We start from the raw sequence: 13428 nt of genomic DNA, 5'->3' as shown, positions 1-13428 counted from the left end.
CCACCCACCCCTACCAATCCCAACTGTCGATCTCGATGGACCAAGAAGGCGGGCTGGATTACTGGCTTTCAACACTGACGAACGTTTTCACTGGTCAGAGAGTGTTATTCGCGGAAGGTGTGGGCCTCCCTCGTCAATTAGGACGATAACGGGAGCTCCAGATCGACAGTTGGGGATTAATGCGGACAGGATGAGGGGGAGGGGGGAAGATGAGGGAAGGCGGAGAGGAAGGCCGAGGAGCAGGTCGAGAGCAGGCCAAGAGGGATGCCGAGGGGAGCTAAGAGAGCGAGCGGAGAGAACGGCGAGAAAAAGCGAGAGGAGAACACGTGGGAATGTGCAGGATGCCAGAGGCATAAGGGCGGGAATAAATAGCGGCACGCAAACGTGCTTTGTTGCACACAGCGCACAGTAGAGGCCGCACATCGATCTTGGTATAGTGGAACAGCCAAAGACCGTCGGACATCTACTGACAGTAGATCGAAGCGCAAGAGCGACCGACGCAGGTAACGTGACTTGAACAGCTCCCTTGCGGGAAACTGGACAAGCGTGGTGCAAGCCCGACACGAACCTGCGTGTCGGGCTTTTTCGTGGGTACGGCGGCTGACTTTTCGGAAGGAGGACCATGGCGAGGTCTGACAAGGAGGCAGTTGTCGCCGAGCTGACGGAGAAGTTCCGCAACTCGGATGCCGTGCTGCTGACTGAATATCGCGGTCTGACCGTTGCACAGCTCAAGGAGCTGCGTCGCGGTTTGGGCAATGACGTGAGCTACGCCGTGGTGAAGAACACGCTGGCACGGCTGGCGGCCCGCGAAGTCGGATTCGATTTCCTCGAGGACGACCTGAAGGGCCCGACAGCTATTGCATTCGTCAGCGGTGAGCCGGTTGAGGCCGCCAAGACGCTGCGTGATTTTGCCAAGGATAACCCGGCGCTGGTTTTGAAGTCTGGCGCTATGGATGGTGTCGCACTCGATGCTGACGCCGTCAAGAAGCTTGCTGATCTGGAATCCCGCGAGGTCCTGCTGGCCAAGGCTGCAGGTGCCCTCAAGGCGAAGCTCTCCCAGGCTGCGTACGCATTCAATGCACTGCCCACCAAGGCTGTGCGCACAATCGATGCTCTTCGCGACAAGCAGGAGCAAGCGGCCTGACGCGACAGGCCCCGGGTTACTGGCCTCACCGCCATGCACCCGGACTCATTTACACAACGTAATCTGCTCGCGTAGCAGGCCAAACAAGGAAGGATGCCACTCATGGCTAAGCTCTCCGCAGATGAGCTCATCGAAGCTTTCAAGGAAATGACCCTGATCGAGCTGTCCGATTTCGTCAAGCAGTTCGAAGAGGTCTTCGACGTTGAGGCTGCCGCACCGGCCGCCGCCGTTGTTGCAGCACCAGCCGCTGCCGGTGAAGAAGCAGCAGCTGAGGAAAAGACCGAGTTCGAGGTTGTCCTCGAAGCAGCCGGCGACAAGAAGGTTGCCGTTATCAAGGCTGTCAAGTCCCTCACCGGCCTCGGCCTGAAGGACGCCAAGGGCCTGGTTGACGGCGCACCGTCGACCATCTTCGAGAACGCTTCCAAGGAAGACGCCGAGAAGGCCAAGGCAGAGATCGAAGAGGCTGGCGGCACCGTCACCCTCAAGTGATTTCACTTGAAACTCTCGCGCTAGCTTAAGCGCATATCAAGTTGTCGCGGTTCAGCATCAGCTGGGCCGCGACACTTGTATATGGGCGGTGTGGCCACTGTGCGAAGTGTGGGCAGGCGATGACGCGCGAGCCCCGCAACCGTGATGTCTGCACGCTAGCCGCCCGGCCGCGATGTCTGCACGCGAATGCCGCGCCCCGCTGCTCCGAGTGGGAGTGCTTTCCGTGTGACAATTGACGAGGGGAAAGGAGGATCCATGTCGGACACCATGAACTCCCTGCTGGTCACCGGTGGCTGTGGTTTCATCGGCAGTAACTTTGTGCGATTCGCACTCGAACGCGATCCTCATATTCGCATCACGGTGCTCGACAAGTTGACCTATGCCGCCAACCGGCACAATCTTGATGGTTTGCCGCCCGGCAGAGTCGCCCTCGTCGTTGGGGATATTTGTGACGAGGAGCTGGTTGAATCCCTGGTCGCTGACCACGAGGCCGTCGTGAACTTTGCCGCCGAAAGCCACAATGACAAATCGATTGCTGACCCCGAGCCTTTCATCCACACTAACATTTCAGGCACCTACAGACTGCTGGAGGCATGCCGGCACCATGAGCGGCGCTTTCATCACGTCAGCACCGACGAAGTGTACGGCGACCTGGCTCTCGATGATTCCATGCGATTCACTGAAGAATCACCCGTAAAGCCGTCAAGCCCCTACAGCGCCAGCAAAGCCTCGTCTGACCTGCTGGCATGCGCGTGGTTTCGCACCTTCGGTGTCCGGGTGACGATTTCGAACAGCTCGAACAACTACGGACCATATCAACACATTGAGAAATTCATTCCTCGACAGATCACGAACATTTTGACTGGCCGGCGCGCCAAGCTGTACGGCGATGGACGAAACGTTCGCGACTGGATCCATGTCGACGACCATTCGGCGGCCGTTTGGCAGATCCTGTGTCGCGGCATACCCGGAGAAACATACCTGATTTCCGCCGAAGGGGAGCGTTCCAACTGTGACGTTTTACGCTCGATCTTGCGCCTCATGGGCAGGGACGAGGATGACTTCGACTGGGTCGGGGATCGGCCCGGCCATGATCGCCGATACGCGCTGGATGCGAGCAGACTGCGCCGGGATCTTGGGTGGGAGCCGGAAAAGAGGGATTTTGAAGCGGGGCTGGCTGAGGTGATCGCCTGGTATCGCTCACATGAATCGTGGTGGCGTGACGGCAAGGATGTCATTGAAGATCAGTACGCGCGCTGGGGGCACTGAAGATCTCGCCGTCTGCATCCTCGGTGTGTGGGGGCAGGATGTGTACTGGGGCGCCAAGCTGCGACTGGTGCGTCGCGTAATTGCAGGTATGCGGGTTTTCTGTGCTCCCGAAGCTCTCGGCGAAGGCGGCAGCTTCAACTCCGCGCTCCATTCCATTCCCCAACTGTCGATCTCACCTCGTTTGCACACACGCCGTATATGCTCGCGAGCTTCTGACCTGCAAAAGGAGCGGAGTCTGCTCGGCAATAGGTCACTCAGACCCGTTGAAATCGACAGATGGGGGACGAGGGGTGTGAGGGAGCGAAGGGCGGTATGCGGATCGGCCCGTGCGGCGGTAGCGGTGGCAGCGGCGGTGAACCTGCGAGAAACTGACAGTGCAAGCGCGCAAAGGAGAGTGCCATGAATACGGAAATGAACAGCCGGACAGATGCAGCCGCACGTGACATCGACGCGGATGAGCCGCGCCGCGCCGGAGAGGTGCACGGCTGGGTCGACGAACGATTCGAGTCGGTCAAGACTCTTTTCGCACGCATGCTCCAGCGCGATCCCACCTACTCTGCTCAGGTGTGCGCCTACGTCAACGGTGACAAGATCGTTGACTTATGGGGCGGCGGTCTCATGGATGGGCAGACGGTTACAGGGTTTTTCTCGGCAACAAAAGGTGCTTCCGCACTGACCTTGGCGCGCTTGGTTGACTCAGGTGACTTGGATCTTGAGCAGCGAGTTGCGTATTACTGGCCGGAGTTTGCCGCCTGTGGCAAAGACCAGATTACAGTCAGTCAAATGCTGTCCCATCAGGCGGGACTGCTTGGCGAAGAATCGATGCGTTTGATGGATGTGCCCTATGACTCGCGCGGGATGGCGGCAAAGTTGGCAGCCATGGCACCGCTGTGGCGCCCGGGCACGGCGTTTGGCTACCACGGCCGCACGATCGGACCGCTGATGGAGGAACTTTTCCGTCGAGTCGCCGGCGAGGACCTGCAAACCCATTACGAGCGTGAGGTTCGTGCCCCACGTGACATTGACTTCTATATCGGCTTTCCTGAATCGGAAGATGATCGCTACGAACCCATCCTGCCGTCTCTCCCCTTCGAGAAAGCCCTGGCGGAACGTGACAAGCGTGGCGAACGGGTTCCGGGAACGGCCGCTCTGTCCGACGATCCTGGCGCCGGGCCTGTCAGCGCTGATGAGCTTGCGGCAGCGGTAGGCCAGTGCGAGCTCGGAGATTCGCTTGGCGCGCTGTCCGCACTCGGTGGCGGCGTCATTGAGCCAGACAACACACCCACACCGAACCACCGCCATATTCGTGCCGCCGGCGTTGCGTCGACAGGTGGGGTCGGTTCCGCTCGCGGCCTGGCTCGCCTGTACGCAGCAGCTGTCACCGGTCTCAACGACTGTTCTGTTTCACGAATTGACGAGGGAAACCCACGCCATGATCTGTCTGAGCCGTTCTTAACGCCTGACACGGTGAAACTAATGGGAACGCAGCAGGTGTTCGGGATGGATCGAGTGCTGCAAAACGTCATGTGCTTTGCTCGGGTGTTTCAAAAGCCCAATGGTATGTTCCCGTTTGGCTCCTATCAGGCTATCGGGCACGACGGTGCGGGCGGAGCGTTGGGCTTTGCTGATCCGTTCTACGGCTTGGCATTCGGATACAATGTGCGCCGCATGAACGAGCCTGGCGGACTGGACCCGAAGTCAGTGCTGCTGTCTGCTTGTATTCGCGACATCCTTGGCGGCGGCCGGTAGGGCCTGGTGTCTGCTGGCTCGCGTGTATTGAGCACCTGGCGAGCGGTTCCTAATTCGGTTCGCCGTTCGTTCCCGTGCTCGCTTTCTCTCACCACCCCCTTCCGTACTATTCCCGTCTGTCGATCTCGACTTTCTCCCCTCATTTACCCGACCGTCGATCTTGACTTCCTCCCTTCGATTCACCCATCTGTCGATCTCAGCGCACTCAGTTCGGGTGTCATTGCACGTCCGCGCCTGCGACCTGCATAAACGGATGGGTACCCTCGTCAATTGCGAAGAGAACCGGTCGAGATCGACAGAAGGGAAGCGGAGGGAGAGGAGGAGAGAGGGAGAGGGGGAGAGGGAGAGGCGGCACTCGGGGCTGGGAAAAGACGGCGACCAGCCGCCGGCAACAACCAGCCAGACGGAAAGGGCAGAAACAGCGAATGGAAAGGGTGGAAAACAGTGAAGGGGAGGGACAGAGAAAAGTAGACGGGGGCAAAGAACAGTGAACGGGAGGGGCAGAGAAAAGTGAAAGCGCCGGTCAGGCCCCAAGCAACACGGCGGTGGGGTCCGTGAGATTGGGCACAGCTTCGCGCATACCCCTTGCCGACGGCGGCGAAGGATTCTAACATAACTATTTGCGCCTGATGACGCCCGAGGTGAGCTGTGCCCGCACGCGAGACCAGCGCTAAGTGTGCTAGCGACACAGTATCAGATAGGGGCGGCAGGCGGGAGCGCGCACTCACCGACTGCAGGGAAGGACACCCTTTGGCTGCCAGTAGCACCACTGCACATCAGCCCAGGAACCGTATCTCATTTGCGAAGCTTCGCGAACCTTTGCAGGCCCCGAACCTGCTGGGTCTGCAGATTCAGAGCTTCGACTGGCTTCTGGGGAACGACAATTGGAAACAACGCGTTGAGGCTGCGAAAGCTTCAGGCGGATTCGACGTGCCGGACGTTTCCGGGCTGGAAGAAATCTTCCAGGAGATCTCGCCGATTGAAGACGTCGCACAAACCATGTCATTGTCATTCCGCGACCATCGACTCGAACGCCCGAAGTACTCGGTCGAAGAGGCAAAGGCCAAGGATTACACGTACTCAGCACCGATGTACGTCACCGCTGAGTTCATGAATTACATGACCGGCGAAATCAAGTCGCAGACCGTCTTCATGGGTGACTTCCCCCTGATGACCAAGCGCGGCACTTTCATCATTAACGGCACGGAGCGCGTCGTCGTCTCCCAGCTGGTCCGTTCGCCTGGCGTGTACTTCGAGCGCACATCTGACCGCTCCTCCGATAAGGAAATCTTCGGAGCCAAAGTCATCCCCAGCCGCGGTGCCTGGCTCGAATTCGAGATCGACAAGCGCGACGCAGTGGGTGTGCGTATCGACCGCAAGCGTAAGCAGTCGGTGACTCACTTCCTCAAGGCTATCGGCATGACCGAAGCTGAGATCCGTGAACAGTTCGCGGACTACCCGGTTTTGCTGGAAACCCTTGAGAAGGACACGGTCGACACCCAGGAGGAAGCTCTCCTGGATATCTACCGCAAGATTCGCCCCGGTGAGCCCGCAGTCGTCGACGCAGCTCAGACACTGCTGAACAACTTCTACTTCGATTCCAAGCGCTACGACCTGGCGAAGGTTGGCCGCTACAAGATCAACAAGAAGCTGGCTCTGGATGCGGATCCTCGTACCTCCGTTCTGACGCTGGAAGACATCGTCACGACCATCAAATACATGCTCTCGATGCATAAGGGTGACAAGACGTTCACCGGCGTGCGTGGCGGCAAAGCCGTGGAAGTCGGCGTTGAGTCGGACGATATTGACCACTTTGGTAACCGTCGTATCCGCGCGGTGGGCGAACTGATCCAGTCGCAAGTGCGTACCGGCCTGGCGCGCATGGAACGCACCGTGCGTGAACGCATGACAACGCAGGAAGCCGATTCGATCACGCCTCAGTCGCTGATCAATATCCGCCCCGTTGTCGCAGCGATCAAGGAGTTCTTCGGAACATCCCAGCTGTCACAGTTCATGGATCAGAACAACCCGCTAGCCGGTTTGACGCACAAGCGCCGCCTGTCGGCACTGGGCCCTGGTGGTCTGTCGCGTGACCGTGCCGGCATGGAGGTCCGTGACGTTCACCCGTCGCACTACGGACGCATGTGCCCGATTGAAACCCCTGAAGGCCCAAACATTGGTCTGATCGGCACGATGGCGACGTTCGCGCGCATCAACCCCTTCGGTTTCATCGAGACGCCGTACCGCGTGGTGCGTGACGGCCACGTCACCGACGAGGTCGAGTACCTGACCGCTGATGACGAGAACGGCCACTACATCGCTCAGGCATCATCGCCGCTGACGGAGGACAACACTTTTGCCGAAGAGATGGTTCTGTGCCGTCTCTCCGGCGAAGACCCGTTGCTCGTTGCACGCGACGACGTTGACTACATGGACGTTTCTGCACGTCAGATGGTCTCTGTTGCCACCGCGTTCATCCCGTTCCTCGAGCACGATGACGCCAACCGAGCCCTGATGGGCGCGAACATGCAGCGCCAGGCTGTCCCGTTGCTGCGCACCGAAGCCCCACTGGTCGGCACCGGCATGGAACGCCGCGCCGCTCAGGACTCAGGCGAAATGGTGATCGCTGAGCGCGCCGGTGTCGTCACCGAGGTCAGCGCCGACTTGATCGTCGTTGAAACTGACGAGGGTGGCCGCGACACCTACCGACTCGAAAAGTTTGAACGCTCCAACCCCGGCAACTGCACGAACCAGCGTGTCATTGTCGAGGAAGGCCAACGCGTTGAAGAAGCAGACGTTCTGGCTGATGGCCCGGCCACCGACAACGGTGAAGTCGCCCTCGGAAAGAACCTGCTGGTCGCCTACATGTCGTGGGAAGGCCTGAACTACGAGGATGCCGTGATTCTGTCACGCCGCGTCGTGCAGGATGACGTCCTGACCTCCATCCATATTGAGGAGTACGAGGTTGACGCCCGCGAAACGAAGCTGGGCGACGAGGAAATCACGCGCGACATTCCGAACGTGTCCGAGGAATCACTGGCTGACCTTGACGAACGCGGCATCATCCGCATCGGTGCTGAGGTTCAGGCCGGCGACATCCTGGTCGGCAAGGTCACCCCGAAGGGTGAAACCGAACTGACCAGTGAGGAGCGCCTGCTGCGCGCCATCTTCGGTGAGAAGGCGCGCGAAGTGCGCGACACCTGCCTGCGTGTCCCACACGGTGAAGAGGGCATCGTCATTGGCGTGCGCGAGTTCAATGACGAAGAAGACGATCTGAACCCCGGCGTGCGCCAGACGGTGCGCGTGTACGTGGCTCAGCGCCGCAAGATCACCATTGGTGACAAGATGGCTGGCCGTCACGGAAACAAGGGAGTCGTCTCCAAGATTCTGCCTGTCGAAGACATGCCGTTCCTGGAAGATGGCACACCTGTGGACATCATCTTGAATCCGCTGGGTGTTCCTGGACGTATGAACGTCGGTCAGGTGCTCGAGTACCACCTCGGCTGGCTGGCCCACCAGGGTTGGGATGCCACGAAGGCGAAGGAAGCTGGCGAAGACTGGACGAAGTTCCTGCCTGAGAACGGCATCAGCGCCGAGCCCGGCTCCTTGGTTGCAACCCCCGTGTTCGACGGTCTGGAAGCAGAGGAGCTGCAAGGCCTGCTGCGTTCAGTTCGTCCCAACCGTGATGGAGAGCGCTTGACCAACGATGAAGGTAAAGCTCAGCTGTTTGATGGCCGTTCGGGTGAACCGTTCCCGTACCCCATCGCAGTGGGGTACGCCTACATGCTCAAGCTGCACCACTTGGTTGACGACAAGATTCATGCCCGTTCAACCGGCCCGTACTCGATGATTACGCAGCAGCCGCTGGGTGGTAAAGCCCAGTTCGGTGGCCAGCGCTTCGGCGAGATGGAGGTGTGGGCACTGGAGGCCTACGGTGCCGCCTACGCCCTCCAGGAGCTGCTCACCATCAAGTCGGACGACACCGTTGGACGTGTCAAGGTCTACGAAGCCATTGTCAAGGGTGAAGACATCCCGGAACCTGGTATTCCAGAGTCCTTCAGGGTCCTCATCCAGGAAATGCGCTCGCTGTGCTTGAACGTTGAAGCACTCGACGCGGCAGGCAACCCGATTGACCTGCGCGACGAGGACGAATCGTACGATGCGCAAGAGGATATGGGCATCACCTTGGATGCCCGTCCGAACGCAGCAGCAACCATTGACGCCATTTAACTCAGTCGGTTCCGCGGCGCACAGGTCGCCCTCGTCAATCAAGACGACGAACGAGGGCGACGCGCTTGCGGGGAACCTCAGCCCCTCCAGCGGCGGGCTTGAGCAGACCACTTACGCTGGAACCGACGAACTAATGCAAGGAGCGAGACCTTGATCGACGCTAAGACGTTCGACAGCCTCAAGATCACCCTGGCAACGACAGATGACATCTCAGGATGGTCCCACGGCGAGGTAAAAAAGCCCGAAACGATTAACTACCGCACCCTCAAGCCTGAGCGCGACGGCTTGTTCGGTGAACAGATTTTTGGTCCGACCCGCGACTGGGAATGTGCGTGTGGCAAGTACAAGCGCGTGCGCTACAAGGGCATCGTGTGTGAAAAGTGTGGCGTCGAAGTCACACGCTCGAAGGTGCGTCGCGAGCGCATGGGTCATATCGACCTGGCAGCGCCTGTCACGCACATCTGGTACTTCAAAGGCGTGCCCTCACGCCTCGGATACGTCCTGGACCTGGCTCCGAAGGACCTCGAAAAGGTTATCTACTTCGCTGCCTACATGATCACCGAGGTTGACGAAAAGGGTCGCAACGAGGACCTTGCCGACCTGCGCAGCGAGCTCGAAGTTGAAAAGGGCCACCTGGAGTCCCAGCGTGACGACGCGATCAACCAGCGCGCCGAAAAGCTGGAGCAGACCCTGGCACAGATGGAAGCCGATGGCGCCAAAGCTGCCGATCGCGACCGTGAACGCAAGGCAGGGGAACGCGAAATGGGGCAGATTCGCCGCCGTTTCGACCGCGACCTGGAACAGCTGGAGACCGTGTGGGAGCGTTTCCGCGACCTCAAGGTTGGTGACCTGGAAGGTGACGAGCGCCTGTACCGCGCCATGCAGCTGCGTTACGGCACGTACTTCAAGGGCGATATGGGTGCAGCCGCCATTCAGAAGCGTCTGCAGACCTTCGACCTGGATGCCGAAGTGGAGAACCTGCGCAACACGATCGCCAACGAGTCGGGCCCGCGCAAGACCCGTGCGATCAAGCGCCTGAAGGTCGTCAACGCCTTTGTGCAAACCGGTAACAAGCCGGAGTCGATGGTGCTGACCGCTATCCCCGTCATCCCGCCGGATCTGCGCCCGATGGTTCAGCTGGACGGTGGCCGCTTTGCGACCTCGGACCTGAACGATCTGTACCGTCGCGTCATCAACCGTAACACGCGCCTGAAGAGGCTGCTGGAGCTGGGTGCGCCCGAGATCATTGTCAACAACGAAAAGCGCATGCTGCAGGAGTCTGTGGACGCGCTGTTCGACAACGGCCGTCGTGGCCGCCCCGTGGCCGGTCCTGGTAACCGCCCGCTGAAGTCGATCTCTGACATGCTCAAGGGTAAGCAGGGTCGTTTCCGTCAAAACCTGCTCGGTAAGCGCGTGGACTACTCGGGCCGTTCGGTCATCGTGGTGGGCCCGCAGCTGAAACTGCACCAGTGCGGTCTGCCCAAGCAGATGGCTCTGGAGCTGTTCAAGCCATTCGTGATGAAGCGCCTGGTTGAGAAGTCGTTCGCGCAGAACGTCAAGGCAGCCAAGCGTAAGGTTGAGCGCCAGCGCCCCGAGGTGTGGGACGTCCTCGACGACGTTATTCGTGAGCACCCGGTGCTGCTGAACCGCGCACCTACACTGCACCGCTTGGGCATTCAGGCCTTCGAACCGCAGCTGATTGAAGGTAAAGCTATTCAGCTGCACCCGCTGGCCTGTGGCGCGTTCAACGCTGACTTTGACGGTGACCAGATGGCAGTCCACCTCCCGCTGGGTGCTGAGGCTCAGGCTGAGGCACGCATCCTGATGTTGTCGACGAACAACATCCTCAAGCCTTCCGACGGTCGCCCTGTTGCAATGCCGTCGCAGGACATGATCATTGGTCTGTTCCACCTGACCAGTGATCCTGATCCGGCTGTTGAGGTGGCGACTGATGAAAACGGTGAGCCGGTTGTGCCGTGCTATTCGTCAGTGGCTGAGGCACGTATGGCGTTTGATCGTGGCGAACTGGATCTGAATGCCCGTGCACGGATCCGCTTCACCGACATTGTGCCGCCCAAGGGCTGGGAAGTCCCGGAGAACTGGGAAGAGGGCGATCCGATCCTGCTGGAAACCTCGCTGGGGCGCGCGATCTTCAACGAGACTCTGCCGGTCGACTACCCGTTCGTCAACTACGTTGTGGGTAAGAAGCAGCTGGGAACGATCGTTAACACATTGACGGAGCGTTACCCGAACGTCCTCGTCGCCGAATCTCTGGACGCACTGAAAGCTGCCGGTTTCCACTGGTCAACTTGGTCTGGCATCACAATCGCGTTCTCTGACATTCAAGCGTCAGACCGCAAGGAAGAAATCCTGGCGCGTTACGAAGCCAAAGCTGCGGAGATTCAGGACCAGTTCGACACCGGTATCATCCTGGAAGAAACCCGGTACGAGGAACTGGTCAAGCTGTGGCTGAAGTGCACTGAGGAAGTTGCTGACGACATGCGTCAGAACTTCGATGCGCGCAACACCGTCTACCGCATGGTGTCGTCGGGTGCTCGTGGTAACTGGAGCCAGGTCCAGCAGATCGCCGGTATGCGTGGCCTGGTGTCTGACCCGAAGCAGAAGCTCATTGAGCGTCCGATTAAGGCAAACTACCGTGAAGGCCTGACGGTTCTGGAGTACTTCATCGCAACTCACGGCGCTCGTAAGGGTCTGGCTGATACCGCTCTTCGTACCGCCGAATCTGGTTACCTGACCCGCCGTCTGGTCGACGTGTCGCAGGACGTGATTGTGCGTGAAGAGGACTGCGGTACCCGCGCCGGCATTCGCGTGCCGATCGCCCGCAAGAACGAGTTTGACGAGTGGGAAGCCGTTGAAGCGGTTGAGACTACTGCGTACGCCCGTACGCTTGCCCGCGATGCGGTGGGTGAAGATGGCACTGTCGTGGCGGAGGCTGGCACCGACATTGGTGATGACCTGATTGCTCAGATGGTTGCCGCCGGTGTGACCGAGGTGACGACCCGTTCCGTGCTGACCTGTGAGTCGGCGGTGGGCGTGTGCGCCAGCTGCTACGGCCGTTCGCTGGCCACCGGTAAGCGCGTCTCGATCGGTGAAGCTGTCGGTATTATCGCAGCTCAGTCGATTGGTGAGCCTGGTACCCAGCTGACGATGCGTACGTTCCACACCGGTGGTGCTGCGTCGGCTGCTGACATTACCCAGGGTCTGCCGCGTGTTCAGGAGCTCTTCGAGGCGCGCAGCCCGAAGATTGAAGCCAAGATGAACGAGGCCGCCGGTCGCGTCCATATTGACGACGAAGATCCCGGTTCACGCAAGATCGTGATCACTCGCGATGATGGCCGTGAGGATTCAATCATCGAGGTGACTCGTCGCCAGAAACTCCTGGTGAACGAGGGCGACCACATCGAAGCTGGAACCCCGTTGACTGAAGGCCAGTTGGATCCCAAGGAGGTCCTGCGTATTATGGGCCGCAATGTGGCTCAGAAGCAGCTGGTTGATGAGGTGCAGAAGGTCTACCGCGATCAGGGTGTGGGTATTCACGCCAAGCACATCGAGGTCATCGTGCGCCAGATGCTGCGCAAGATCACTATTCTGGAGCCGGGCGACACCTCGTTCATGCCGGGTCAGCTGGTGGATCGTTCAGCGTACTTGTCGGCCAACCGTCGAGTTGCCGCCGAGGGCGGTCAGCCCGCGTCAGGTCGCCAGATGCTGATGGGTATCACCAAGGCGTCGTTGGCAACGGATTCGTGGCTGTCGGCTGCGTCCTTCCAGGAGACCACAAAGGTCCTGACCGAAGCCGCCATGAACGGCAAGGTTGATCACCTGGTGGGTCTGAAGGAGAACGTCATCCTCGGAAAGTTGATCCCGGCCGGCACCGGCCTGGCTCGCTACAACCAGGTTGTCGTGGAGCCCACTGCTGAGGCAATGGCCGATGCGAACTATTCCGAACTGGATTTCCAGGATGGAGAAGTTCCTGAGTCCTTCCTGGCCTCGCTCGACTCGATCGATTTCGGAATTCCGTTCCACGGCCAGAACTGACCGTTAACCTCAGGTGGCTGGTGTAAGCCCGCGAATTGCGGCGGGCTTGCACCAGCCGCTTCTTTTTATGGCGCGGTGTGGTGCCTTGCACGGTGTGATGAGGTCCCTCGTTACGGTGTGGTGAGGCTTTTTGTGCGCTGAGGGGAGTATTTCCTCCGCGACTGGGCGAGTTGCCTTAAGCGGTGTGGTGGAGGCTCCTCGTTGTGGAGTGGCGAATTTCCTTGTGCGGTGAAGGAGAGCTTGTGCGGTGAGGGAAAGCTTAAGGTGCGCGAGAGAGATTCATTGTGTGGTCTGGCGACTCCCTCCCCGCTCAGTCACTGTCTCTTTCAAGGAAGTACCGATTGCGATGTCGAGGCGGTTATCTTTCTTGAATGAGCTGGTGTTTTCTCGGTTTACTTTGTGGTTTCTCTGTTTGGTTAGTGTCCGTGGGTTTTTTCGGCGTGGTCGGTGAGGACTTGGTGGGGTTTGGTTAACAGGAATGGGGCGCTGGT

General features: G+C 59.4%; 6 protein-coding genes. All 6 read left to right on the top strand.

All coding sequences use genetic code 11. The annotated features are described in order from the left end of the window. Positions 1-622 precede the first annotated feature (622 nt). The 6 genes from rplJ (at position 623) to AC1EJZ_RS11075 (ending at position 12937) form a co-directional block, all read left to right on the top strand. On the top strand, positions 623-1144 hold the full coding sequence (rplJ, locus tag AC1EJZ_RS11100) for a 50S ribosomal protein L10 (protein ID WP_058237180.1): 522 nt from the start codon (positions 623-625) through the stop codon (positions 1142-1144). A 102-nt stretch (positions 1145-1246) separates the two neighbouring features. Continuing rightward, complete coding sequence (rplL, locus tag AC1EJZ_RS11095; protein WP_070725389.1) at positions 1247-1633, top strand: 50S ribosomal protein L7/L12; 387 nt, start codon at positions 1247-1249, stop codon at positions 1631-1633. A gap of 255 nt (positions 1634-1888) precedes the next feature. After that, the gene (rfbB, locus tag AC1EJZ_RS11090; RefSeq protein WP_480294987.1) at positions 1889-2902 is read left to right on the top strand and encodes a dTDP-glucose 4,6-dehydratase; all 1014 of its coding nucleotides are present in this window, start codon (positions 1889-1891) and stop codon (positions 2900-2902) included. Positions 2903-3301: 399 nt separating this feature from the next. Further along, the gene (locus tag AC1EJZ_RS11085; RefSeq protein ID WP_480294986.1) at positions 3302-4651 is read left to right on the top strand and encodes a serine hydrolase domain-containing protein; all 1350 of its coding nucleotides are present in this window, start codon (positions 3302-3304) and stop codon (positions 4649-4651) included. Positions 4652-5401: 750 nt separating this feature from the next. Next, positions 5402-8881: a DNA-directed RNA polymerase subunit beta gene (gene rpoB, locus AC1EJZ_RS11080; RefSeq protein WP_480294985.1), complete on the top strand. Its 3480-nt coding sequence runs from the start codon at positions 5402-5404 to the stop codon at positions 8879-8881. Positions 8882-9031: 150 nt separating this feature from the next. Then, the gene (locus AC1EJZ_RS11075; RefSeq protein ID WP_480294984.1) at positions 9032-12937 is read left to right on the top strand and encodes a DNA-directed RNA polymerase subunit beta'; all 3906 of its coding nucleotides are present in this window, start codon (positions 9032-9034) and stop codon (positions 12935-12937) included. The last annotated feature ends 491 nt before the right edge of the window (positions 12938-13428 follow it).

The sequence above is a fragment of the Pauljensenia sp. C0170B5 genome, assembly GCF_056590195.1.
The sequence above is the reverse complement of the archived record's forward strand: the minus strand, read 5'-3'. Positions and strand labels throughout refer to the sequence as shown.

Excerpts from the sequence above, each read along its gene's own strand:
- rplJ (WP_058237180.1), top strand. The coding sequence starts at position 623 with ATGGCGAGGTCTGACAAGGAGGCAGTTGTCGCCGAGCTGACGGAGAAG.
- rfbB (WP_480294987.1), top strand. The coding sequence starts at position 1,889 with ATGTCGGACACCATGAACTCCCTGCTGGTCACCGGTGGCTGTGGTTTC.
- AC1EJZ_RS11085 (WP_480294986.1), top strand. The coding sequence starts at position 3,302 with ATGAATACGGAAATGAACAGCCGGACAGATGCAGCCGCACGTGACATC.
- rplL (WP_070725389.1), top strand. The coding sequence starts at position 1,247 with ATGGCTAAGCTCTCCGCAGATGAGCTCATCGAAGCTTTCAAGGAAATG.